The organism is Mycobacterium aquaticum, from assembly GCF_002086485.1.
In the GTDB taxonomy this organism is placed as follows: Bacteria; Actinomycetota; Actinomycetes; order Mycobacteriales; family Mycobacteriaceae; genus Mycobacterium; species Mycobacterium aquaticum.
This window is the reverse complement of sequence record NZ_MVHF01000040.1, coordinates 1-24,822: the sequence shown is the minus strand read 5'-3', so window position 1 is coordinate 24,822 and position 24,822 is coordinate 1. Positions and strand designations below refer to the sequence as shown.

Sequence of the window (24,822 nt, the reverse complement as noted above, 5' to 3'; positions counted from 1 at the left end):
CAACAGGTTGGTTTGCAATCCTGTTACCCTCCGGTAGAGAACTGCTGTCGGCGGTTCCGCAACCCAATACCTGAACCTGGACTGCAAAGAGGCAGGGAGCAGACACATGTCCGAAGAAGCCTTCATCTACGAGGCGATCCGTACGCCGCGTGGCAAACAGCGCAATGGCGCTCTCAACGAGATCAAGCCGGTCAATCTTGTGGTCGGGCTGATCGAGGAGATCCGCAGCCGCTACCCCGACCTCGACGAGACGCTGATCAGCGACGTCATCCTCGGCGTGGTGTCCCCGGTCGGTGATCAGGGTGGCGACATCGCGCGCACCGCAGGCCTGGTCGCCAAGCTGCCGGAGACCACCGGCGGTTTTCAGCTCAACCGTTTCTGCGCGTCGGGCCTGGAGGCCGTGAACCTGGCCGCCCAGAAGGTCCGGTCCGGCTGGGACGACCTGGTGCTGGCCGGTGGCGTCGAGTCCATGAGCCGCGTCCCGATGGGTTCGGACGGCGGCGCCTGGGCCGGTGACCCCGAGACCAACTACCGCATCGGCTTCGTGCCGCAGGGCATCGGCGCTGACCTGATCGCCACCATCGAAGGCTTTTCCCGCGAGGACGTCGACGCCTACGCCGCGCGTTCGCAGGAGCGCGCCGCCGCGGCCTGGTCCGGCGGCTACTTCGCCAAGTCCGTCGTCCCGGTCAAGGACCAGAACGGCCTGGTCGTGCTCGACCACGACGAGCACATGCGTCCCGGCACCACCGTGGAGAGCCTGGGCAAGCTCAAGTCGGCCTTCGAGGGTCTGGGCGCGATGGGCGGCTTCGACGATGTGGCGCTGCAGAAGTACCACTACGTGGAGAAGATCAACCATGTCCACACCGGTGGCAACAGCTCGGGCATCGTCGACGGTGCCGGCCTGCTGCTGATCGGTAGCGAGGCTGCAGGCAAGAGCCAGGGCCTGACCCCGCGGGCGCGCATCGTGGCCACCGCCACCAGCGGCGCCGACCCGGTCATCATGCTGACGGGCCCGACCCCCGCCACCAAGAAGGTGCTGGACCGCGCCGGCCTGACCGTCGATGACATCGACCTGTTCGAGCTCAACGAAGCGTTCGCCTCGGTGGTGCTGAAGTTCCAGAAGGACCTCAAGATCCCGGACGAGAAGCTCAACGTCAACGGTGGCGCCATCGCGATGGGTCACCCGCTGGGCGCCACCGGCGCCATGATCACCGGAACCATGGTCGACGAGCTCGAGCGTCGTGGCGCTCGACGTGCCCTGATCACGCTGTGCATCGGCGGCGGCATGGGTGTGGCCACCATCATCGAGCGCGTCTGAGAGGGCTGAACAACAATGGCTGAGAACACCATTTCGTGGGACAAGGATGCCGACGGCATCGTCACCCTGACGTTGGACGACCCGACCGGTTCGGCCAACGTGATGAACGAGCACTACAAAGAATCCATGCACAACGCCGTAGAAAAGCTTGTTGCAGAGCAGGATTCGATCACCGGTGTGGTGATCACCAGTGCGAAGAAGACCTTCTTCGCCGGTGGCGACCTCAAGGGCATGATGAGCATCGGCCCCGACGACGCCGCAGAGGCGTTCGCCATGGTCGAGGACATCAAGGCCGACCTGCGCAAGCTGGAGACCCTGCCCAAGCCCGTCGTCGCCGCCATCAACGGCGCCGCGCTCGGCGGCGGCCTGGAGATCGCGCTGGCGTGTAACCACCGCATCGCCGCCGATGTCAAGGGCAGCCAGATCGGTCTGCCCGAGGTCACCCTGGGCCTGCTGCCCGGTGGTGGCGGCGTCACCCGCACCGTGCGGATGTTCGGCATCCAGAAGGCGTTCATGGAGGTGCTGAGCCAGGGCACCCGGTTCAACCCGACCAAGGCCAAGGAGACCGGCCTGGTCGACGAGCTGGTCGGCACCGTCGATGAGCTGGTCCCGGCGGCCAAGGCGTGGATCAAGGCCAATCCCGAGTCCCACACCCAGCCGTGGGATGTCAAGGGCTACAAGATGCCTGGCGGCACGCCGTCGTCGCCTGCGCTAGCCGCGATCCTGCCGTCGTTCCCGGCGCTGCTGCGCAAGCAGCTCAAGGGTGCCCCGATGCCGGCACCGCGGGCCATCCTCGACGCCGCTGTCGAAGGTGCGCAGGTCGACTTCGACACCGCGAGCCGCATCGAGAGCCGCTACTTCACCCAGCTGGTCACCGGGCAGACCGCCAAGAACATGATCCAGGCGTTCTTCCTGGACCTGCAGGCCATCAACGGCGGCGCGTCGCGGCCGGAGGGCATCGCCAAGCAGGAGATCAAGAAGATCGGTGTGCTGGGCGCAGGCATGATGGGCGCCGGTATCGCCTATGTGTCGGCCAAGGCCGGCTACGACGTCGTGCTCAAGGACGTCACCATCGAGGCCGCCGAGAAGGGCAAAGCGTACTCGGAGGGCTTGGAGGCCAAGGCGCTCAAGCGTGGCAAGACCACCGAAGAGAAGAGCGCCGCGCTGCTCGCGAAGATCACCCCGACGGCCGACCCCAACGATTTCAAGGGCGTCGACTTCGTGATCGAGGCCGTGTTCGAGAACCAGGAACTCAAGCACAAGGTGTTCCAGGAGATCGAGGACATCGTCGAGCCCAACGCGCTGCTCGGTTCGAACACCTCCACGCTGCCCATCACGGGTCTGGCGACCGGTGTGAAGCGCCAGGAGGACTTCATCGGCATCCACTTCTTCAGCCCCGTCGACAAGATGCCGCTGGTGGAGATCATCAAGGGCGAGAAGACTTCTGACGAGGCGCTGGCCCGGGTGTTCGATTACACCCTGGCCATCAAGAAGACCCCGATCGTCGTCAATGACAGCCGCGGCTTCTTCACCAGCCGCGTGATCGGCACCTTCGTCAACGAGGCGCTGGCCATGCTCGGGGAGGGCGTGGAGCCCGCGTCGATCGAGCAGGCGGGTTCGCAGGCCGGTTACCCGGCTGCGCCGCTGCAGCTTTCCGATGAGCTCAACCTCGAGCTCATGCACAAGATCGCCGTCGCGTCCCGCAAGGGCGTCGAGGACGAGGGCGGCGCCTACGTGCCGCACCCGGCCGAGGCCGTCGTGGAGAAGATGATCGAGCTCGGTCGTCCCTCGCGGCTGAAGGGTGCCGGCTTCTACGAGTACGTCGACGGCAAGCGCACCCAGCTGTGGCCGGGCCTGCGAGAGACGTTCAACTCCGGATCCTCGCAGCCGCCGCTGCAGGACATGATCGACCGGATGCTCTTCGCCGAGGCACTCGAGACCCAGAAGTGCATCGACGAAGGCGTTTTGACGTCCACGGCTGACGCGAACATCGGCTCGATCTTCGGTATCGGCTACCCGCCCTACACCGGTGGTTCACATCAGTTCATCGTCGGCTACGAAGGCCCCGGTGGCGTCGGCAAGGAGGCGTTCGTCGCCCGTGCCAAGGAGCTGGCCGCCAAGTACGGCGACCGCTTCCTGCCGCCGGCCTCGCTGGAGAGCTAGTTTTTCTAGCGCGAGCAGACGCGAAAGTCCCCGGCACTCCGCGTGTCGGGGACTTTCGCGTCTGTTCGCCAGTCTGTCTCGGCATACTGACGTCGCAACACCGACGACAAGGGGCCTGTCATGGCGGACGCAACGTTGATCCCGCTCGAAGTGCTTTTCGGCAATCCCGAGCGCGTGGGCGCGCAGATCTCGCCCGACGGGACCCGGCTGTCCTACCTGGCGCCGCTCGACGGCGTGCTCAACGTGTTCGTCGGCGTCATCGGGGGAGGTGACGCACAGCCGGTCACGCGCGACACGGAGCGGGGAATCCAGGGATACGTCTGGACGCACGACAATCGGCACATCCTCTACGTGCGCGACCGCGACGGCAGTGAGAACTTCCGGCTCTACGATGTCGACCTGGAGACCGGCGCAGAACGCGACCTCACCCCGTTCGATGATGTGCAGTGCCGAATCATCAGGCTTCCCAAGCACTTTCCCAACGATGTGTTCGTCGGGATCAACAAGGACAACCCGCAGCTGCACGATGTGTACCACCTCGACCTGACCACCGGGGAGTTGCGCAAGGTGGTGGAAAACCCCGGTTTCGTGGGCTGGCTGATCGACAACGAACTGCGGGTCCGCGGCGCCATGCAGCCGACCGCCGAGGGCGGGATGACGATCCTGGTGCGCGACGACGACGAGTCCGAGTGGCGGACCTTGCTGGACGTACCACCGGAGGACGCCGAGACGACGGGCCCCATCGCCTTCAATGGCGACGGCACGGCGATGTACCTCCTGCTGTCGGTGGGCTCGAACACCGCTCGTCTGGTCACGATGGACATCGCGACCGGGGAGACCGAGGTGCTCGCCGAGGACCCGGTGTATGACGTCGGCAACGTGATCCTGCACCCGGACACCCGGGAGGTGCAGGCCGCGATCGTCTACGGAGAACGGTTGCAGTACCGCATCTTCGACGAGTCGATTCGCGGCGACGTCGATGCGCTCGCACAGTTGAGCCCGGGGGACCTGGCGATCAGCGACCGCAGTCACGACGACGGGACCTGGCTGGTCGCCTTCGATCAGGACGCCGGGCCGGTGAAGTACTACACCTGGGATCGGGCCACGCAGACCGCGACGTTCCTGTTCGACCATCGCCCAGAGCTCAACGACTACCCGCTGGTGCCGATGGAGCCGTTCAGCTTCACTTCTCGCGATGGCCTGACCATCCACGGCTACCTGTCGTTCCCGCCTTCAGTGGAGCGCTCCGGGTTACCCGCTGTGCTCAACGTGCACGGCGGGCCGTGGGCCCGGGTCGGCTGGGGTTTCGATCCCGAGGCACAGTGGCTGGCCAACCGCGGCTACGTCACCGTGTCGGTCAACTTTCGCGGCTCCAGCGGCTACGGCAAGGAGTTCCTCAACGCGGGCAACCGCGAATGGGCCGCGAAGATGCACGACGACCTGATCGACGCCGTCGACCATCTGGTGGGCAAGGGCTACATCGACGCCAAGCGGGTCGGCATCTACGGCGGCTCCTATGGCGGCTACGCGGCACTGGTCGGTGCGACGTTCACGCCCGACGTGTTCGCGTGCGCTGTCTCCGCGGTCGGTCCGTCCAACCTGAACACCCTGATCGCGTCGTTCCCGGAGTACTGGAAGCCGATGATCCAGTTGTGGCACAAGCGCGTTGGCGACGACCCCGACTTCCTGTGGTCCCGGTCGCCGCTGTCGCGGGTTGACGCGATCAAGATTCCGATCCTGATCGGGCAGGGGGAGAACGACCCCAGGGTCAAGCGGGCAGAGTCCGAGCAGATCGTCGCGGCGATGACCGAGCGTGGCATCGACCACGAATACGTGATGTACGAGAACGAAGGTCACGGCTTCGTGAAGCCGGAGAACCGGTTGGACTTCTACCACCACGTCGACCGCTTCCTCGCCAAGCACCTCGGCGGCCGCGCGGAGTGAGACAGCTTCGCGGCGTTGAAATTGCGCTCAGGGCCGTAGAATTCGAGGGTTTACGACCCTGGATGCAATCTCAACTGGGAGACGATGTGCGCAACTTCTCCAGCGCCGTGGCTGAATCGCTTCCAGGTTCCGCGCGATAGATGAGCACGTGCTGTCCGGCAACGTCGCTGCCATGCGGGACGTTGAGCTGGTTGCGACACAAATAGAGTTCGCCGACTCGGGGATGACGCAGGTGGAGTCTGCCCAGCCGGTATCCGACGTCGGCGCGCGCCCACAGTTCGCGGAATCGCGGACTCGCCGAGGCCAACTCATCGATGAACGCCACCATCTGCGGATCCTGGGGATCGAGAGCGGCGAGCTCGCGCAGACCTGCCACCGCGACCTCGGTAGCCTCGTCCCAATCGACATAGAGATGCCGCGCTTCGGGGTCGAGCAGCCGCCAACGCAGAAAATTCTGGCCTGGGGCAAATCCCGGCGACAGTGCCCGGGCAAGCAGATTCGCCGCAAGGACGTCCTGATAACGGTTGGCCACGATCGCCGGTGCGGCAATGAGTTCGATCAGCTCATCGAGTCCTTCTGCCACGGTCTCGACCGCGGGGTCGCCTGAGCTGCCGATGGTCGGGGCCGCCAGTTGGTGCAGATAGCGCCTGGCCTTGGCATCGAGCCGCAGCGCACGTGCCAGCGCATCCACCACCTGGGCCGAGGGGCTGGTGATGCGGCCCTGCTCCAACCGCAGGTAGTACGTGGCGCTGATACCCGCCAGCGTGGCCAACTCCTCACGCCGCAGTCCTGCCACGCGCCGCCGCTTACCCGAGACGAGGCCGACGTCCTCGGGACGAACCTGCTCGCGGCGGGAGCGCAGATAGTCGCCCAGCGTGCTCGGCCCGTGTGCCACGGCTCGAGCGTAAGGGTGTCATTGCCGATACCACCCTTGTTTGAGACGGGCACGGCTGAAATCTGCTGCCGGCGCGCGGCGCTCTAGCTGGACAGACATCCACGTTGAGAGGACAGACCACATGGCCATCATCCGCTTTCACGAGACAACCACCGCGACGCCCGAGCAGTTCGTCGCGGGCCTCACCGATTTCGGGCCGGGCCGCTCGAAGTTGTTCCAGAACAGTGCCGACGGATACCTCAAGGTGCACAGCCAGGGCGCTCACGAGGCCGATGTCACCGAGGGGTCGGGCGGTATCTGGGAGCGCCTGCACTACGACTGGTCGAACGTGCACCACATCAAACTCACGACCACCGACTCCAATCTCTTCGGCGGCGATTCGGGCCACACCTACACGTTGACGACGCGTCCCGACGGCACCACCGAGATCGACGCCGTACTCGTCCGCGAGGGGAAGAACCTCAAGGGGCGAGTGGTCGCGGCACTGATCGGGTCTCTCGGAAAGGGCAAGCTGACCAAGGCTTTCCGGAACACGGTGAAGGCGATCGAGGCCCGCAGCAATGCCGATGCGGCGGAAGCGTCGTAGCGAGCGGTCAGAGCGGCGCCGGTTCGGTGATCGCACCGGGTAGCGCGTGCATCAATTCCCGCCGTGAGCTGATGCCCAGCTTGTTGAAAACCTTGCGCAGGTGCCATTCGACGGTGCGGTGGCTGAGAAACAGTTGCTCGCCGATCTCAGGGTTGGTGAGGCCGTCGCGCCCATCGCCTCGAAGGCGGCGTGGGCGGTCCTGAGTTGGGAGCGTGCGTCAACGCGGCGATTCTGCCTGCGCAGCCACTCGCCGTAGATGAGCTGTGCACGGGCATGGTGGACGACGACTCGCGAACGTCCGAGCTGCTCGATCGCTTCCTGGTAGAGATTCTCGGCATCGCCCCCTTCAGTCAGCAAAGCCCGCGAGGCCGAAGTCAGTCTCGGCCCCGCGGCAGGCAGCTGCGTTCAAGCAGCGGAAACGTCGCCGAGTGGCCACGAACCGCGGGACAGGTCGTGATGGAGCACGTCGGCGCGCGCATCGCCGCGGTAGAACAGGTTAGGGTCGAAAGCATCGCCGAAGTGCTCGGTCAGTAGCGACGAGAACAGCAGTGCGGCCGACTGCGGCCGGTGATTCATGACAAGTTGACTGGTTTCGCCCGCGTCGTTGAAGTAGACGACGACGAAGTTATAGATCTCGACCCCGGACGGATGGTAGGCCTCGGTGCCACGGATGCGGGAGCGGTAGTCCTCCAAGAAGAGATTGCCGTGCTTGCCGTAGAAGCGAAAGTCCTGGAAGGCGTAGAGGCTTCGCGCGAAGCTCAGCATCTTGCCGACCTGTTCTGCGCCACGCAATTCACCGTTGAACACGGCGCCCTGCAGGATCACGTCGGGAGCGAGGTTGTCCAGCCAGTACGGGTAGTAATTCAGGTGTGGCGCTTGGTTTTCGAGCTTGCGGTTGATCTCGTTAGGTGTAGTCATGGCAGCTGCCTCCTTGGAACTTGCATTTATGGGCATATGCCCCTTTATGATGTGAGCATATGCCCATAAAGTAGGCAGTGCAATAGTCGAAAGTGGAAGGCGAGGGGTTCGATGAACGACGCGAAGCCGTCGGCGAGCAGTGAATGCTATGGCACCGCGCTGCGAAAGGCGTCCCGACGCGTGACTGCGCTCTACGACGAGGCTCTTGCGCCAAGCGGACTGCGCTCGACACAATTCGCCATCCTCGCCGAGATCGTCGACCGCGAGGAGGGGCCACCGACGCTCAACCAGCTCGCCGACGACCTTGCGCTGGACCGCTCGGGACTCGGCCATTCACTTCGCCCGCTGGAACGCGAAGGGCTCGTACGGCTGGAACGCAGCGACCGCGACCGGCGCAGCGTCCTGGTCTTACTCACAGATCGCGGCAGGGACCGCTATGCACATGCCTTCGGGCTCTGGCAGGAGGCGCAGGACCGCTATGCATCCGTGGTCGGTGAAGCGCTGGCCGTCGAGCTCCGAGACCGCTTACTCCAGATCGGGCACGACGACCGGCTGACGTAGCGACACCCCGTCAGGGCTCGAATATCAGCAGTGGTTTGCCTCCGTGGTCCGGTGCTTCCGCCAAATAGACTGCTTCACTGAACTTTTCGACGGGGATCGGCCGACCCTCCGGTACCCGGATCACGCCGCTGTCGACGAGCTGAACTGTTCGGTTGATCGCAGCGGTCATCTGATCATTCGGAGTTTGAGTGAACCAGCGGAACAGCCAGAACCCCCGAACGGTCTTTGTTTCGTATATCAATGAGCGCGCGAAAACCGGGATGGTGAGTTTGTCCGCATCGGTTTGCCGATGAGTGGACAGGGCGCCGTAGACGATCAACTCTCCGCCCGGTGCCAGTGCCCGTGACACGTCCGCCCCGATCTGACCGCTGACACAGTCGATCGCGTTGAATACGCCGTCCGCACCGGCCAAGTCGGCCACCCGTGCGCGCAGGTCTTCATCCTCGGTGCAGATCACCTCGGTGCCGCCCAGCGCGATGATGTGATCGACGGCGGACCGACGGCGGACCACGTTCAGGGTTTTGAAGCCGGCGTGCGCTCCCAGTTGGATGACCGACTGGCCGACGGTAGACCCTGCCGCGGTCTGCAGCAGCCATTCGCCCGGACGGACATTCAGTTCGTCATGGGTCAAGATCACGGCGGTGAGCGGGTTGCTGAGAACCTGGGCGGCCGTCGAATCGCTCATGCCGGCAGGAACCGTCAAGACCCTCGACGCATCGACGACAACTCGGTCCTGCCACGTGCCCCTTGCACCGACCGTGATGACGCGTTGCCCGACAGTCAAATCGTCTACGTCACTGCCGAGTTGGTCGATCACGCCGACGGATTCGATTCCCGGCACGGTGGGGAAATCCGGTATGAACCCGTACCTGCCGCGAACGGTGTGCAGATCGCTGGCATGGACAGGTGCTGCCGTAACCCGGATCCGTACCTGATGCGGACCGGGCTGCGGAACCGGGTGGGTCTGCAGGTGCAACACCTCAGAGGGCTCGCCAACCGTGACGGCGACGACCGACCGCATGATTTCCATCGTCCTAATGCTCCCACCGCGGTCGTATTGCCGGGCTTGAACCTCGATTCGCCCGCCCGCGCAGTACCGTTTAACGATGTCCGGTATCGGCCTCGGTGTCGGCGGCGAGCGATTGGTGAGCCCGCCGATCCGTGGGCGGGTGGGAGAGCTGAGTCAGGTCGCCGCGTTGGTCGATGCGGTGGCTCATGGCCGCGGCGGACTGCTGGTCATCGAAGGACCGCCCGGAATCGGCAAGAGCCGGCTACTGACCGAGGTCGTGACGGTGGCCGAAAAGAACGGTGTCCGAACACTATTCGGCGAGGCCTTCGAGTATCAGCGGTCGGTCCCGTTCTTCTCGCTGTTCATGGCGACGCTGCGCGCCGATCCTCCTGTCGGGGACGCCGAGGCGCTGCGTCGACTCGGTGGCTCCGACGACGTCAGCTACTGGGTGGTGCATGATCTTGCCGACGCGATCCATGCGGCGGCAGCGCAAACCCCGCTGGCGATCCTGCTGGAGGACGTTCACTGGGCCGACAACGGCACATTGCTGGCCCTGCGGTCGCTCGCCACGGCGCGGACCGACGTCCCGGTGCTGTGGGTGCTGACCCTGCGCACCGGCGCCGGCGGTCCCGCGGTCCAGGAGACACTGTCGGTGTTGCAGCGCGCAGATGCCACCGTCATACGACTGGCGGCGATGGCATCCGACGCGGTCGCCGACATGGTCCAGGATGTGGTGCGGGCACGCGCCCACACATCGCTGTTGAACCTCGCCGCGAAGGCGCACGGAAATCCTTTCCTCGTCAACGAACTGGTCGGCGGGCTGGGCGAAGAGGGCCGACTCAACGTGAGTAGCGGTGTCGCAATGGCCGCGGGAGAAGCGCTGCCGCGGCGGCTGCGTGCAGGTATGCAGCACCGTTTGGACCTGCTGTCCGAGGGCGCAGGAGAGGTCGTGCGGGTGGCCTCGGTCCTGCCGGATCGGTTCTCGGCGGGTCTGCTCGCCGCGATGCTGGAACGTCAGCCGGCCTCATTGCTGCTGGCGCTTGCGGAGGCCGTGCGCGCCGATCTGTTGGTGGAAGAGGACGAGCAGCTCAGGTTTCGGCACGACTTGCTGCGCGAGGCCACCCGGCAGTCGTTGCCACAGTCGCTGCGGCGCGCCATGGAACGCCAATCAGCGTCCATCATGCTGACGTTGGGTGCGGGCCCGGCCGAGGTAGCGACCCAGCTGGTTCGCAGCGCCGAGCCCGGCGACCGGGAAGCGATCAGCGTGCTCCGGCAAGCCGCGCGCTCGGTCGGTCACAGCGACGCGAGTGCGGCCGCCGACTTGAGCAGGCGCGCATTGGAATTGTCGCTCGACGAGCCTGAACATGGCTCACTGGTGGCCGAAACGGTCGAATTGCTCAACCGGGCCCGTCGGTATCAAGAGGCCGAAGAGTTGGCCGTTGCAGCGCTTTCAGAGGCGGGATCGGCCGACGACGAGGCCGAGATCCGCCTGCGCCTCCGTGTAGTCACCTGGCACAGCACCCCGCGTCGCCTCGAGGAGAATCGCCGAGCACTGCAGTTGCGAGACATCAGCGACGTGACCCGGGCACGGCATCTGGCGTGGCTGGCCTACAACCTGGCGTTGCATGACGCACGTGGGCAGCAGCGCGCCGCGGCTGACGAGGCCGTCGCGGCCGCCACGTCGAGTGGTGACCTCGAGGCCACGATCGTGGCCGATGTCGCAATGGCGTGTGTCGACAGTGCGGACGGGTACGCGGGCCGCGCGATACGCCGCCACGAGGAGTTGTACGCCCGCACCCGTACGAGTGATGTGACCGCAGCTCGTGAGTTGGCCGCACCGCACTACGCGCATCTGCTCGCAGCGGTCGGCCGGGTGGACGACGCGTTAGCGCGTGTCGCCGACGGCAAAGCGCAAGCCCGCCGAGAGCGCAACGCGATAGCCCTCAACATGTGGGCCGTCTTCGGCGGGCTGGCCCATTTGGCCGCAGGCCGACTGGCACCGGCGCGAGCTGAGGTCGAGTCCCTACCGCCTTCGCATCCGACTGGCGTCACCGAGGCGGACATGCTGCGCCTGGTGATTCTGGGTGAGGTGGCGGCGCGCACAGACGACCGAGCCTTGTTGCAGCAGATGATCAATGACGCACACCATGCGTACAGCGCTTCGTCATCTGTGGTGGATCGTTCGGTGGCGCATGTGCTCGCGGTGGCAGCCTGGTACCGCGACGACGTTCATGACGCGATGCGCTGGCTCGGCAGTATCACCCTGCTCGGCCCACCGCTCGGGCCCCATGTCCTGGATCGGTTGATCCTGGCCGCCCGGGTTGCCACGGCCGCCGGCGATGCCGGTCTGCGCGCGGCCGTTCTGCGAGCCACGGATGTGCTGATGCGTGAGCAGCCGACGATCCCACTGTTCGCTCAGGTCGCCGCGCATGCTCGTGGCATCCTCGAACGCGATGCCTCGACCTTGACAGCGGCCGCAGACCTGCTCGCAGCGTCGTCACGGCCGCTGCTCTACGCCGCCGTGGCGGAGGACGCCGGCGCCGAACTCGCCCGCTCCGACCGTGGCGGCGAAGCGGTCGAACAGCTCAACGCGGCGTTCGACACGTATACGCGCCACGGCGCGTTCGCCGATGCACGCCGGGTGGGCCGTGAGCTACGCGGGCTGGGCGTCGAACGACGCGTCGTCAGCCGCCCCCGGGCCAAAACGGGGTGGGACAGCCTCACCGACGCCGAACTCAATGTCGTCACCCTCATCGCAGCAGGCGCCACCAATCGCGCCGTCGCGGAGCAATTGCACCTGTCGCTGCACACGGTGAAGACCCACGTGCACAACGCTTTTGCCAAACTCGGCATCAGCTCGCGCAGTCAACTGTCGCCGTTCACGCACTGACGAGGTAGTACCGCAACGACAACCTTGAGGTGAGCTGACGCAGTACTGTTTAACGATGCCTGACGTCGGTGGTCAGCGGCTCGGGGCACGGCCGATCCGTGGGCGGGTCGACGAGCTCAGACAGATCGGCACCTTGACCGATGCGGTCGCTCATGGCCGCGGTGGCGTGCTGGTCATCGAAGGGCCGCCCGGGATCGGCAAGAGTCGGTTGCTGACCGAAGTCACGGCACTGGCGGAGAAGAACAAGGCGCGGATCCTGTTCGGCGAGGCCTTCGAATACCAACAGTCGGTCCCGTTCTTCTCGCTGTTCACCGCAACGCTGGGCGCCGATCCGCCTGTGGGGGACGCCGAGGCGTTGCGCGCGTTGGGCAGCTCGGCCGACGTGAGTTACTGGGTGGTGCACGACTTGCAGCGCGCCATCGATGCCGCTGCGGCGGAGACTCCTCTGGTCATTGCGTTGGAGGACATCCACTGGGCCGACACCAGCACGCTGCTGGCACTGCGCTCGTTGACGAGCGCCCACCCCGATGTGCCGGTGCTGTGGGTACTGACCGTGCGCACCGGGGCGGGCGGCCCCGTGGTGCACGAAACCCTGACAGTGCTGCGTCGCACTGGCGCCACGGTCTTGCAGATCCCTGCTATGTCGCCGGACGCGGTCACCGAAATGGTCCAGGACGCAGTGCGCGCCGGCGCCGACGAGACGCTGCTGAGTCTCGCGGTGAAAGCGCACGGAAACCCGTTCCTCGTCATGGAACTGGTCGGGGGACTGGCCGAGGAAGGCCGGCTCGACATCGCCGGCGGCCACGCGGCCGCGACTGGCGTCGACCTCCCGCGCCGCCTGGGCGCGAGCATGCAGCAACGGTTGGATGTGTTGTCCAGTGGTGCATCGGAACTCGTGCGGGTGGCATCCGTGCTCCCCGACCGGTTCTCGGCCACGCTGTTGGCCGCGATGCTTGACCGGCAGCCGGCTTCGTTGATGACGGCGCTCGCCGAGGCGGTGCAGGCAGACCTGCTCGTCGATGACGGCGAGCAGCTGAGGTTCGGGCACGACCTGTTGCGCGAGGCCACCCGACAGTCGCTCCCACGCTCGTTGCGCCGGGCCATGGAGCGCCAGTCGGCGTCGATCATGCTCAGCATGGGCGCGACCCCCGCTGAGGTCGCCACTCAACTCGCCCGCAGCGCCGACCCGGGGGACACCGAAGCGATCGGCGCATTGCGTCAGGCCGCCCGCACGATCGGCCGCAGCGATGCGAATGCTGCCGCCGATCTGAGCAGGCGCGCGTTGGAACTTACGCCCTCCGCGGACGGCGACCACGGGCGGCTGGTCGCCGAGACCGTCGCGCTGCTCAACCGCGCGAACCGCTATCGCGAGGCGGAGGAGTTGGCCCTCGCCGCAATGTCGGGTGCTTCGGCCGAAGATGAGGCGCAGATCCGCCTGCGCCTTCCGTCGTTCACCACACACAGCACCCAACGACGCGTCGAAGAGAACCGCCGAGCGCTTCAGCTGCGCGACATCAGCGACGTCACCCGGGCGCGACATCTGGCATGGCTCGCCTACAACCTGATGCGCGGAAATCGTGAACTCCAGCGCGCGGGCGCCGAAGAGGCCGCTGCTGCGGCAGCATCGACCGGCGATCTCGAGGCGACGATCGTTTCCGAGCTGACGCTGGCGTGTCTGGACTGGCAGGACGGGTATGCGGGCCGTGCGGTGCGGCGCCTCGACGAGCTGTCGAAGGTGGAACGCACGGGTGAGGCGATCACCGCCCGACTTCTGCTCGCAAACAACTATGCCAACCTGCTCGCAGTGGTCGGCCGGCTCGACGACGCAGCGAAAGTGGCCGACACGGGCATGGAACGCGCTCGGCAAGAGCATAATTCGATGGCGCTGGACATCTGGGCCGCCAACTACGGCGGATTGCATCTTGCCGCAGGCCGATTGGTTGCCGCCCGCTCGATGGTGGAATCGCTCCCGGAACCTTCGCCAGCTGGCGCAACCGAACTGGACATGATGCGCACCGTCACCCTGGCCCAGGTCGCGCTGCACACCGACGACCGAAAACTGTTGCAGCAGATGGTCGCTTACGCACATGACGCATATACCTCCGGAGCGGCCATGGTGCGCCGGACGGCGGGCTTCATCCTCGCGCTGGCAGCCTGGCACCGCAACGACCTCCACGGGGCTATGCAGGTACTCGGGGCGGAGATCACGCCCTACGGGTCGCCGCAGACCATCGACCATGCGCTGCTGTGCGCGCGGGTCGCCGCGGCCGCCGGTGACGCAGGACTGCGCGCCAACGTCCTGCGGGGATGCGACCTGCTGGAGCGGGAAACGCCGACGGTTCCGCTGTTCGCCGCGGTCGCCACCTATGCCCGCAGCATCCTCGAAAGTGATCCGCACAGAATGCTGACCGCCGCGGAACTGCTCAGGTCATCGTCACGACCGCTGCTCCACGCTGCGGCGGCGGAGGACGCCGCGACCCTGTTGATTGCGGCCGACCGCACGGAGGAGGGCATCAATCACTTCAACGCGGCGTTCGACACCTATACCCGCCTCGAAGCGCCTGCCGATGCGCGCAGGATAGGCCGGGCGCTGCGCGGCTTGGGCGTCGAGCGTCGTATTGTCAGCCGGCCGAGAGCCAAATCTGGTTGGGACAGCCTCACGGATGCGGAGATCAAGGTCGTCAGTCTCATCGCCGAGGGGGGCACTAACCGCGCCGTCGCGGACCAACTGCACATATCGCTGTATACCGTGAAAACCCATGCGCACAATGCTTTTGCCAAGCTCGGCATCAATTCTCGCTCTCAATTGACCCAGCGCGAGCGCTGACGGGTCCAGCCGAGGCCGGCTCGGGATGCAGTGTGGCCAGCAGAACCAGGTCGGTCACTACTCCCACCCTCTCCGAGACGAATGGCACTGTGCCATCCATTGGGATTGATGTACAGGGCGGCACGGATGTAGCCCTAAGCGGAATCCGCTGGAAACGGTGGAATCGGCCGGTGGTGAGCGCAAACCCGATGTAGCCGACAGCGGCGACCGCCGCGCAGCATGACACTCCCGGGATGGGGTGCGTCGTGCCCGGGGGAGCGGGACGCCGGACGCCAGTGCCTAGGACTACAGCCACCGCGCACTAAAGATCAATCCATGGTCGATGGTGTCGACCTCTGTGTACGACGACTGTGGAAGTTGTCAGAAGGTACCTGCACACCCAGATCACAGTCGCTGTCAAGCCATTCCGTGGCCGCACAGCAAGGACAAGAGAGGAATGCCATGACTGTCAACGTGACACTGCCGACACCACACCAGCCCTATCTGGAAGATGGACTGCTGCCGGCTGATTTCTATGCCTACGAGGAACTGCTCTCGGAGCCCGAGCGCGAGAAGGTTCGTCGGATGCGGGCATTCTTCCGCACTGAGGCCGCGCCCCTCGTCGAGGACTACTGGGCTCGGGCGGAATTCCCGCATCAGCTGGTCAAGGGCTTCGCGAACCTGGGCCTGCTCGACTGGGCCGACCCGGATTCGAACGAGCCGGTGCCGAGCAACCTCATGACCGGGATCACCTCGATGGAGATGGCGCATTTCGATCCGTCGCTGTCGGTGTTCTTCGGGGTGCACTCCGGACTGGCGATGGGCAGCATCCTCACGTGCGGCTCCGAGGAACAGAAGCGCCGCTGGCTGCCTGCAATGAGCCGGTTCGAGAAGGTTGGTGCATTCGGGCTGACCGAGCCGCACGGCGGTTCCGACGTCTCGGGCGGCATGGAGACCACCGCACGCCGTGACGGCGACGAGTGGGTTCTCAACGGCGCCAAGCGCTGGATCGGCAACGCCACGTTCGCCGACCTGGTGGTCATCTGGGCCCGCGACGTCGAGACCAACAAGATCCTGGGCTTCGTGGTGGAGAAGGACACACCGGGCTTCTCCACCAGCAAGATCGAGAACAAGTTCGCGCTGCGGATCGTGCAGAACGCCAACATTCTCCTCGACGAGTGCCGAGTTCCCGAAGCCAACCGGCTGCAGAATGCCAACTCGTTCCGCGACACGGCCGAGATCCTGCGCCGCACGCGCAGCGGTGTGGCGTGGCAGGCCGTGGGAGTCCAGTTCGCCGCCTACGAGATCGCACTGCAGTACGCCAAGGAGCGTACGCAGTTCGGGCGCCCGATCGGCAAGTTCCAGATGGTTCAAGATCTGCTGGTGAAAATGCTGGGCAACGCCACAGCATGCGCGGGGATGATGGTGCGCCTGGCCCAGCTCCAGCACGACGGTGTGTACCGCGACGAGCAGTCCGCGCTGGCGAAGGCCTACTGCTGCTCGCGGATGCGCGAGACCGTGCATTGGGCGCGAGAGCTGTTCGGCGGCAACGGGATCGTCCTGGACTACAACATCGGCCGTTTCGTAGCCGACTCCGAGGCCCTGTACTCCTATGAGGGCACCCGCGAGATGCAGACGCTGATTGTCGGCAAGTCGGTCACCGGCCTGAGCGCGTTTGTGTGAGGTGATGAGATGACTACCGAAAACGCAGAGGTGACACCGGTTTTCGCCGGTTTGAAAGTCGTCGAAATCGCGAGCTTCATCGCGGCTCCAGCGGCAGCAACGATGCTGTCCGACTTCGGCGCCGACGTCATCAAGGTCGAACCGCCGGGTATCGGCGATCCGCAGCGACTGCTGAGCTCGGTTTCGCCGAGCCCGGCCGCACCCGGGAATTACAGCTGGCACTTGGCCAATCGCAACAAGCGCGGCATGTCGGTCGACCTCAAGTCCGAGGGAGCCACGGAGATCCTCAAACGCCTTGTGCAATGGGCCGACGTGGTGATCACCAACTTTCCGCACGGCACGCGAGAGAAGCTGCACCTGGGCTATGAGGAAGTATCGGCCTGGAATCCGAGGGTGATCTACGCCGACATCACCGGGTTCGGCGATGCCGGACCGGATGCCGGACTGCCCGGGTTCGATCTGACCGCGTTCTGGTCACGCAGCGGGCTGCTCGCGGCAACCCGTGACGCCGGTGCTCCGCCGACGTCGCCGGTGTGGGGAAGCGGCGATTACACCACTGCCACGACCATTTACGCAGCCATCGCGACGGCCCTGTACCACCGAGAGCGCACCGGTAAAGGCGCGAACGTCGGCACCTCGCTGCTGGCGACCGGGGTGTGGGCGACCGGCACCCTGGTGTCGGCGGCACTCGCCGGTGGAACACCTTACGAGTTGCATGACCGCAACAAACCGGTCAATGCGATGACCAACGCGTACCAGAGTGGCGACGACAGATGGTTCATGCTTGCCGCCAAACGGACGGCGTGGCCGACGCTCGCCAATGCCATAGGGCGGGCAGATATGCTGGCCGACCCGCGCTTCGCCGACGTGGAGGCCATCGCCGAAAATGCCGGGGAATTGGCCAAGCTACTCGATGACGAGTTCCGTTCTCGCCCTTTGTCGCACTGGAGTGACGTGCTGGACGCCGCCCGCATCCCATACGGCGTCATCCAGACTGCCGAGGAGGCTGCCGCCGATCCGCAGCTGCGGGCCGCCGGCATCGTCGTCCCGATCGAGGGCGCCGAGGATTTGGAGCTCACCGTCAACAATCCGATCACCCTTCGCGGGCTGCCCCGGACACCGTCCCGGCGCGCACCCGACCACGGTGAACACAACGACGAAGTCCTCGCCGAGCTGGGCTTCACAACTGACGAGATCACCCAGCTGCGGGAGGAGAACGCGATCCCCGCCGCGTCACCTCAGGAGACAGCGAAATGACCACAACCGAAACGGCAACTGATCTGGTGCTCACCGAGCGCCGAGACGGTGTCCTGACCATCACCATCAACCGCCCCGGCCAGAAGAACGCCGTCAACCGTGAGACCGCCCTCCAGCTGGCGGCCGCACTCGATCAGCTCGACGAGGATCCGGCGTTGTCGGTGGGCGTATTGACCGGAGCGGGTGGGACATTCAGTGCAGGCATGGACCTCAAGGCGTTCGCCAAGGGGGAGACTCCGATCCTTCCCGGCCGCGGCTTCGGCGGCATCACCCAGGCGGTGGTGCGAAAGCCGCTCATCGCCGCGGTCGAAGGGTGGGCGCTTGGCGGTGGCTTTGAAATGGCACTCGCCTGCGACGTGATCGTGGCAGCGGGCACCGCTAAATTCGGATTGACCGAGGTGAAGCGAGGGCTCATCGCCGGCGAGGGCGGCGTGATTCGCCTGCCCCAGAGGCTGCCCTACCACATCGCGATGAGGGTGCTGCTGACCGGCGAGCCGATCACGGCCGCCGAAGCCAATCGGCACGGGCTGATCAGTCAGCTGACCGTGGACGGAGGAGCGCTGGCCGGGGCGCAAGAACTGGCCAGGCACATCACCGTCAATGCACCGCTGGCCCTGGCCAAGATCAAGCAAGTTCTGCGAGAAGTGCAGGGTCTCAATGATGCCGAGGCATTCAAGGTGCAGACAGAGACCGCGCACAGCCTGCTGAGCACAGAGGATGCGCACGAAGGTGCTGTCGCATTCGCCGAGAAGCGCGCGCCCGTATGGCGCGGACGCTGAACCCCAGAAACTGCCCACATCAAGGAGAAATAGTCATGAACTCACCAAAATCGGTGCAGCGCATCGCCGTTGTCGGCACCGGCACCATCGGCGCCAGTTGGGCCACACATTTCCTCGCGCGAGGTTTCGACGTCACGGCCACCGACCCGGCGCCCGGCGCGGAAGCCGCGTTGCGGTCCTACGTTGAAGGCGCGTGGGCCGGCGCCTCCACACTGGGCCTCGCACCCGGCGCTTCACCGGATCGCCTCAAGTTCACCTCCGATCTGGCGGCGGCCCTCGCCGATGCCGACTTCGTCCAGGAAAACGGGCCGGAGCGCCCAGAATTGAAGGTCAAACTGTTCGCCGACATCGACGCGGCGACGCCGGTTGATTCGATCATCGCCTCGAGCTCCTCGGGCATCACGATGAGCGAGATCCAGGCCCAGTGCCGCCATCCAGAGCGGACCGTGATAGGCCACCCCTTCAACCCGCCGCATGTCATTCCGCTGGTCGAGGTCGTCGGCGGGAAGCAGACCTCGCCTGAAACCATCGATACCGCAATGGCTTTCTACCGCTCGATCGGAAAGAAGCCAATTCTGCTGAAGAAGGAGCTGCCCGGTCACGTCGCGAACAGGATTCAGGGTGCGTTGTACCGCGAAGTGGTCTACCTGATCAGTGAAGGTGTCCTCGACGTCGCCGACGCCGACGACGCGGTGTCGTGGGGGCCGGGGCTGCGCTGGGGGGTCATGGGCCCGAGCCTGCTGTGGCATCTCGGCGGCGGGCAGGGCGGTATCCAGCACTTCATGGACACCCTGATGCCGCGGATGGTCACCCAGTGGCAGTCCTTCAAGAGCCCGGAATTCACCCCGGAGCTTGCAAAACAGATCGTCGACGGCGTGTACGCCGAGGCGAACGGAAAGTCGATTGACGAGCTCGCCGCCGAACGCGACGAGATGCTGTTCGGCCTGATCGCGACGCGCGACAAGGTCGAGGGAACGTAAAGGTGTGAACGATGCTGAGCGTGATGTACAGCGTGCTGATGGCGATCCCGATGTCGTTCGCCGTCGCCGGATATGTAGTCGTATCGCGTCACTGACAGTTGCTGGACGCCGACATCACGCCTCAGCGGAACCGATTGCCAGACAATATGAAAGGACAACTGACGATGAAAAAGCTGACCGAAAAACTGTTCGTGCTCGAAGCCAGCGGCGACGGGCGCCTGTTCTCCTTCAACCCCGACGGATCGGGGAAGACCCTCATCACCGCGGGATGTCCGATTCCTGACGGCGTCGCGGTCGATGTCGAGGGCGGACACATCTACTGGACCAACATGGGCAGACCGCCCGTCAACGACGGCTCGATCGAACGGGTTGACCTTGACGGCGGCAACCGCAGAACGATCGTGCCGTCCGGAGGTACCTACACCCCCAAACAGCTGCATCTCGATGTGGTCGATCGCCAGTTGTACTGGGGTGACCGCGAAGGCATGCGCGTGATGCGATGCAATCTTGACGGGTCGTGCCTGGAGGTTCTGGTCCAGACCGGGCAGGGGGATGACGACCGCCGTGACGAGACCAACTGGTGCGTCGGCGTCGCCGTCGATCATGTCGGTGGTTACGTGTACTGGACACAGAAGGGGCCCAGCGACGCCGGCCTCGGCAGGATCCTGCGGGCCGGGATCAATGTTCCGGCACGGGAATCCGCGGCGCGACGCAGCGACATCGAAGTGGTGTTCAAGGATCTGCCCGAGCCGATCGACCTCGAAATCGACCACACCACCCGGACCCTGTACTGGACCGACCGCGGCGATCCGCCACTCGGCAACACCGTCAACCGCGCCGCGCTGGACGATATCGGCAGCACCGCACCGGAGATCGTCGCGACGCACCTGATGGAGGGCATCGGGATCGCGCTGGATCCGGCTCACGACCGCATGTTCTTCACCGACCTGGCGGGCACCATCTACGTGGCCGGGCTGGACGGTTCAGGCCAGCGGCCGATCCGCGCCCTGCAGGGCAATCTCACCGGCATCGCCTACGCGGAGGTCCCGGCTGGAGACCCGGCATGACCGCTCACCGAGTCGTCGTCATCGGTTCAGGTTTCGGCGGCCTTACCGCGGTCAAAGAACTCAAGCGTGCGCCGGTCGAGGTCACGATGATCGCCCGGACCCAGCACCACCTCTTCCAACCGCTGCTGTACCAAGTTGCCACCGGCATCCTGTCGGAGGGCGAGATCGCACCGTCCACGCGGCGGATCCTGCGCGACCAACGCAATGCTCGGGTGGTGCTGGGTGACGTTGTCGAGATCGATTTGGCACGCCGCGTCGTGGTGTCGGAGCTGCTCGGACAGCGGCATCAGACCGGCTATGACAGCCTGATAGTAGCCGCGGGTGCCGGGCAATCTTATTTCGGCAACGACCACTTCGCGCAGTTCGCACCTGGTATGAAGACTCTCGATGATGCGCTCGATATCCGCGCGCGCATCGTCGGTGCATTCGAAGCGGCCGAACGCTGTGACGACGCGATCCTTCGGGAGCGGCTGCTGACGTTCACAGTCGTCGGTGCCGGGCCGACCGGCGTGGAACTCGCGGGTCAGATCGCCGAGCTGGCGACGCGGACGCTGAAAGGTGAATACCGCCGTATCGACTCGACGCAGGCTCGCGTGATCCTGCTCGATGCGGCGGATGCGGTGCTGCCGCCGATGGGTATCGGCCTGGGGCGCAAGGCGCAGGCACGGCTCGAGAAACTGGGCGTCGAGATAGAACTGGGCGCAACGGTTGTCGATGTCGACCACGACGGGTTGACCGTCGCGCACGCCGACGGCACCACCAGCCGCATCGGATCGGTCTGCAAGGTGTGGTCGGCGGGTGTATCGGCGAGCCCGCTGGCTGCGCAGCTCGCCGAACAGGCCGGTGCAGAAGTCGATCGGGCGGGCCGCCTCAAGGTGTTACCCGACCTGACCGTGTTGGGCCACCCGAACGTGTTTGTCATTGGCGACATGGCTGCAGTACCAGGCGTTCCCGGTATGGCACAGGGCGCCATCCAGGGCGCCCGGTACGCGGCGAAGGCCATTCGTGCCGATCTCAAGGGACACTGCCCACCTCTGCAGGAGCCCTTCCACTGTGTGGAGCGCACACCGTTTCGCTACTTCGACAAGGGTTCGATGGCCACGGTGTCGCGGTTCTCTGCGGTCGCCAAAGTCGGCCGCCTGGAGCTGGCCGGTTTCATCGCGTGGCTGGCGTGGCTGCTCCTGCACCTTGTCTACCTTGTCGGCTTCAAAAGCAAACTGACCACGGTGATTTCGTGGGCCGGGACATTCGCCACGATGAATCGCGGCCAGCTCACCATCACCGACCGACAGGTCTTCGCAAATCGACCCGCCGAGATACAACCGCCACCGCCCGACCTCGCGGCCGACGCCGCCTGACGTCACCAGGAGAGACTGAGATGAGCTTCAACGTGCCAACCAATTTCGCGAGCCGCCCGGTCGCTGTCATCGGCGCAGGCACCCTTGGCCGCCGCATCGCGCTGATGTTCGCCGGGCACGGCGCGGATGTGAAGATCTATGATCTCGCCGCGCCACAACGCGAGGCGGCGGTCGATTTCGTGGTGCAGAACCTGCCCTTGGACGGGACCACAGATGTTGTGCCGGGGAATGTGTCAGGGAACGCCGACATTGCGGACGCAGTACGTGACGCGTGGCTGGTCGTCGAGGCGATCCCCGAGCGGTTGGAGCTGAAGATCCAGGTCTTCGGTCAACTCGATGAGCTCGCCGCCCCCGACGCCATCTTGGCCAGCAATTCGTCGTCCTATGCCAGTCGGCTGTTCCTGGACAAGGTGCGTCACCCCGAACGGGTGCTCAACATCCACTTCTACATGCCGCCGAAGAAGGCCGCCGTCGACGTCATGTCCAGTGGCAAGACGGATCGTGACGTCCTCGACTTCGTGCTGACGACGCTGCCACAATTCGGACTCTATCCGTTCGAAGCTCGCAGGGAGAGCACCGGTTTCATCTTCAACCGCGTGTGGGCTGCGGTGAAGCGAGAGTCCCTTGAGGTCGTCGCCGAGGGAGTGTCCACGCCGCAGGAGATCGACCGGATGTTCCAGATCAACACCGGCTCGACCGCGGGCCCGTTCCGGATGATGGATCAGGTCGGCCTGGACGTCGTACTCGATATCGAAGAGCACTACTGTGCCGAACACCCCGAGTACCCGGACGGGCCCCGCCGGGTACTGCGCACCTATCTGGAGCAAGGCCGATTGGGGGTCAAATCCGGCGCAGGCTTCTATGACTATCCACACCCATGACCGTCCACGCTCTGGCGTCTACGAGTTCTGTCGCCGCACAATGCCCAGTGAGTGCTACGCCGCTCTGGCTTCAGGTGACGCAAGCGGGTGGCGCCATCGCCACCACCGTAGGCGTGCTCATCGCCCTGTACATCGCGCTCATCCGGGAGCCCCGGGAAGCGTTCGAGGCACACAAATACCACGTGGCGCGGATGGATGCATTGCAGCGCATCAAGAGTGAGCGTTTCGGCGCACAAGCACGAAAACTGGTGCCCTCGTGCGTGAGAACGCCGATGCTCGGTGATAACGCGTGGGCGGTCAGAATCGACAACGCCGCTAGCAACGCCACCACAATTCTCAAGGTCGGCGTCACCGCAGTGGACGACAGCGGTACAGAGATGCCGGGCAGCGCGCGGCGCGTCGACCACGCCACGTCGGTAGACCCTGACGTCCAGCAGTCCATCCGGCTTGCCCTGTCGGAATCACTCGGAACTGGGCGGAACACCACGATGTCCCGAGCGATCCGGCACGCTATACGCGATGCGGTGGCGGTGCACTTTGTCGACGATTGGCCGCGCACTTTGCCGCCGAGCCACCATGCCGTGATGTGTTATGCCACCGAATCTTCGAATCACAAACTGCGGGTCACGATCGATTATGAAGACGAGGCCGGGTTCCAATGGCGGCGCACCGACACCGGGCAGCCGACGCGAACCGACAACTGGGAAATCGGCCAGCGCTGAGCCCGGACCGGCTTTGCCGGGCAGGCAGTGCTGCGTGGCAAACACATCCGCTGCCCGATGTGGTTGGACAACCTGGCCGAGGACGTCACCCTGGAGGCCGCGGCGATGGACGGGGCGGCCCGTGGTGCCGAAGATGTCCGCACCATCTTGGCCGCGGCGCGGCAGCTCTAGGCGCAGCGCATCGTGGTGAACCAGCGGCCACGCAGCGCCACACTGCAGTTCTCGCGCCTGATGCTCGAGAAATTCTCCGGCACACCGCTGGCGAAACACTGGAAAGGCTCGACAACCCGATCTTCACCTGGTTCGCGGCACGGTCCCTGCAAGAACACAATCTGTTGGCACTGCCCTTCGGCACCGGGCGAACGTCACCGATTGCCACTAGCGATGTCGCACGGACAGTTGTGGCGGTCCTCCTTGGCCCTTCGCCCTCCGTCGGTAACATCTACGAATTGACCGGTCCGACAAGCCTCGACATCGACGGCCTGGCAGCCGAGTACACGATCGGCTTAGGGCGGCCGATACGCGGTACCGGCATTGCGCACGACACGTGGATCCAGGAAGTCCTGAGCCCCCTGGGCCTACCCGCGCACCTCCAACAACACCTCAGCACCATGGCCTTGCTGCACCGCGCTGAACGTTACGATCGCGCCACCGACGACGTCGAGAAAATCACCGGGCAGCCCGCATCCACCGTGCGCCAGTACATCGCGCAGCATCCCGACATCTTCAATGCCCCATGACGGTTGGTCTCGCGCCGAATCTGACGTGTCATTCGGTGGGGCGTTCATTGGGCTGAAATCACGGGTGCAAACTGCAGTCGCGTTGCGGTTGACCGGTGATGAGGGCAGCGTGAATTCGCCTGGCGGCCGGCGTTATCCGGCCCGCCGTGCCGCCGGGCTTGTGCCTAGTTGGGCGATGGTGGTGGCTTGGGTTGGAAGGGGGTGTACCACCACCAGTCGGCGCGTTCGCCGGTCGGCCCGCGATAGGGCGGCACCTGGGGTGGGG

Annotated in this window: 20 protein-coding genes and 3 pseudogenes; 17 read left to right on the top strand and 6 right to left on the bottom strand. The window is 65.2% G+C overall.

Annotated features, from left to right (window positions below):
* Positions 1–106: 106 nt before the first annotated feature.
* From BST13_RS28730 to BST13_RS28720, 3 genes are all read left to right on the top strand, one after another.
* Positions 107–1,318: an acetyl-CoA C-acetyltransferase gene (locus BST13_RS28730; protein ID WP_083168343.1), complete on the top strand. Its 1,212-nt coding sequence runs from the start codon at positions 107–109 to the stop codon at positions 1,316–1,318.
* A 15-nt stretch (positions 1,319–1,333) separates the two neighbouring features.
* Complete coding sequence (locus BST13_RS28725; RefSeq protein WP_083168341.1) at positions 1,334–3,481, top strand: 3-hydroxyacyl-CoA dehydrogenase NAD-binding domain-containing protein; 2,148 nt, start codon at positions 1,334–1,336, stop codon at positions 3,479–3,481.
* 120 nt (positions 3,482–3,601) lie between these two features.
* Positions 3,602–5,425, top strand: a complete 1,824-nt coding sequence (locus BST13_RS28720; protein WP_083168340.1) for a S9 family peptidase — start codon at positions 3,602–3,604, stop codon at positions 5,423–5,425.
* A 70-nt stretch (positions 5,426–5,495) separates the two neighbouring features.
* Here the strand turns inward: BST13_RS28720 and BST13_RS28715 are convergent, their stop codons facing one another.
* A complete protein-coding gene (locus BST13_RS28715) occupies positions 5,496–6,320 on the bottom strand; it encodes a helix-turn-helix domain-containing protein (protein ID WP_083168338.1) in 825 nt (274 codons plus the stop codon).
* Positions 6,321–6,441: 121 nt separating this feature from the next.
* Here BST13_RS28715 and BST13_RS28710 point away from each other — a divergent pair, with 121 nt between their 5' ends.
* On the top strand, positions 6,442–6,906 hold the full coding sequence (locus tag BST13_RS28710) for a hypothetical protein (RefSeq protein WP_083168336.1): 465 nt from the start codon (positions 6,442–6,444) through the stop codon (positions 6,904–6,906).
* 7 nt (positions 6,907–6,913) lie between these two features.
* Here the strand turns inward: BST13_RS28710 and BST13_RS28705 are convergent.
* Positions 6,914–7,284, bottom strand: a pseudogene (locus BST13_RS28705) (helix-turn-helix transcriptional regulator); the annotation flags it as partial.
* Between the two features lie 27 nt (positions 7,285–7,311).
* Positions 7,312–7,824, bottom strand: coding sequence for a hypothetical protein (locus BST13_RS28700; protein WP_083168335.1), 513 nt, complete (start codon positions 7,822–7,824; stop codon positions 7,312–7,314).
* Positions 7,825–7,935: 111 nt separating this feature from the next.
* Between BST13_RS28700 and BST13_RS28695 the strand changes: the two genes are divergently transcribed.
* Positions 7,936–8,385, top strand: a complete 450-nt coding sequence (locus BST13_RS28695) for a MarR family winged helix-turn-helix transcriptional regulator (protein ID WP_083168333.1) — start codon at positions 7,936–7,938, stop codon at positions 8,383–8,385.
* 10 nt (positions 8,386–8,395) lie between these two features.
* On the opposite strand, the gene BST13_RS28690 is transcribed toward BST13_RS28695, so the two are convergent.
* Positions 8,396–9,415: a zinc-dependent alcohol dehydrogenase family protein gene (locus BST13_RS28690; protein ID WP_083168332.1), complete on the bottom strand. Its 1,020-nt coding sequence runs from the start codon at positions 9,413–9,415 to the stop codon at positions 8,396–8,398.
* A gap of 76 nt (positions 9,416–9,491) precedes the next feature.
* On the opposite strand from BST13_RS28690, the pseudogene BST13_RS40470 reads away from it, so the two are divergent.
* Positions 9,492–9,935 (top strand): annotated as a pseudogene (locus BST13_RS40470) (AAA family ATPase); the annotation flags it as partial.
* A gap of 255 nt (positions 9,936–10,190) precedes the next feature.
* Here the strand turns inward: BST13_RS40470 and BST13_RS40465 are convergent.
* Positions 10,191–10,307 (bottom strand): annotated as a pseudogene (locus tag BST13_RS40465) (hypothetical protein); the annotation flags it as partial.
* On the opposite strand from BST13_RS40465, the gene BST13_RS28685 reads away from it, so the two are divergent.
* The 11 genes from BST13_RS28685 to BST13_RS28635 all read left to right on the top strand — a co-directional run bounded on the left by BST13_RS28685 (position 10,257) and on the right by BST13_RS28635 (position 24,557).
* Positions 10,257–12,284, top strand: a complete 2,028-nt coding sequence (locus BST13_RS28685) for a LuxR C-terminal-related transcriptional regulator (RefSeq protein ID WP_425437066.1) — start codon at positions 10,257–10,259, stop codon at positions 12,282–12,284. The pseudogene BST13_RS40465 and the gene BST13_RS28685 sit on opposite strands and share 51 nt — an antisense overlap.
* A 55-nt stretch (positions 12,285–12,339) precedes the next feature.
* On the top strand, positions 12,340–15,111 hold the full coding sequence (locus BST13_RS28680; protein WP_083168328.1) for a helix-turn-helix transcriptional regulator: 2,772 nt from the start codon (positions 12,340–12,342) through the stop codon (positions 15,109–15,111).
* Between the two features lie 441 nt (positions 15,112–15,552).
* On the top strand, positions 15,553–16,773 hold the full coding sequence (locus tag BST13_RS28675; protein ID WP_095533746.1) for an acyl-CoA dehydrogenase family protein: 1,221 nt from the start codon (positions 15,553–15,555) through the stop codon (positions 16,771–16,773).
* Positions 16,774–16,782: 9 nt separating this feature from the next.
* The gene (locus BST13_RS28670; protein WP_083168327.1) at positions 16,783–18,030 is read left to right on the top strand and encodes a CaiB/BaiF CoA transferase family protein; all 1,248 of its coding nucleotides are present in this window, start codon (positions 16,783–16,785) and stop codon (positions 18,028–18,030) included.
* Positions 18,027–18,809, top strand: coding sequence for a crotonase/enoyl-CoA hydratase family protein (locus BST13_RS28665; RefSeq protein ID WP_083168324.1), 783 nt, complete (start codon positions 18,027–18,029; stop codon positions 18,807–18,809). The genes BST13_RS28670 and BST13_RS28665 overlap by 4 nt, the downstream gene beginning before the upstream one ends.
* A 53-nt stretch (positions 18,810–18,862) precedes the next feature.
* A complete protein-coding gene (locus tag BST13_RS28660; RefSeq protein ID WP_245839841.1) occupies positions 18,863–19,789 on the top strand; it encodes a 3-hydroxyacyl-CoA dehydrogenase NAD-binding domain-containing protein in 927 nt (308 codons plus the stop codon).
* Between the two features lie 164 nt (positions 19,790–19,953).
* Positions 19,954–20,856 (top strand): 3-hydroxyacyl-CoA dehydrogenase, encoded by a 903-nt coding sequence (locus tag BST13_RS28655; protein WP_083168401.1) that lies wholly within the window; start codon positions 19,954–19,956, stop codon positions 20,854–20,856.
* A complete protein-coding gene (locus BST13_RS28650) occupies positions 20,853–22,214 on the top strand; it encodes an NAD(P)/FAD-dependent oxidoreductase (RefSeq protein ID WP_083168319.1) in 1,362 nt (453 codons plus the stop codon). Before BST13_RS28655 ends, BST13_RS28650 begins: the two co-directional genes overlap by 4 nt.
* Positions 22,215–22,234: 20 nt before the next feature.
* On the top strand, positions 22,235–23,095 hold the full coding sequence (locus BST13_RS28645; RefSeq protein ID WP_083168316.1) for a 3-hydroxyacyl-CoA dehydrogenase family protein: 861 nt from the start codon (positions 22,235–22,237) through the stop codon (positions 23,093–23,095).
* Positions 23,096–23,208: 113 nt separating this feature from the next.
* On the top strand, positions 23,209–23,817 hold the full coding sequence (locus tag BST13_RS28640; RefSeq protein ID WP_142282858.1) for a hypothetical protein: 609 nt from the start codon (positions 23,209–23,211) through the stop codon (positions 23,815–23,817).
* 449 nt (positions 23,818–24,266) lie between these two features.
* Positions 24,267–24,557: a Rossmann-fold NAD(P)-binding domain-containing protein gene (locus tag BST13_RS28635; protein ID WP_142282857.1), complete on the top strand. Its 291-nt coding sequence runs from the start codon at positions 24,267–24,269 to the stop codon at positions 24,555–24,557.
* Between the two features lie 164 nt (positions 24,558–24,721).
* On the opposite strand, the gene BST13_RS39870 is transcribed toward BST13_RS28635, so the two are convergent.
* The coding region (locus BST13_RS39870; protein WP_245839846.1) for a hypothetical protein at positions 24,722–24,822 on the bottom strand (101 nt) is incomplete at its 5' end.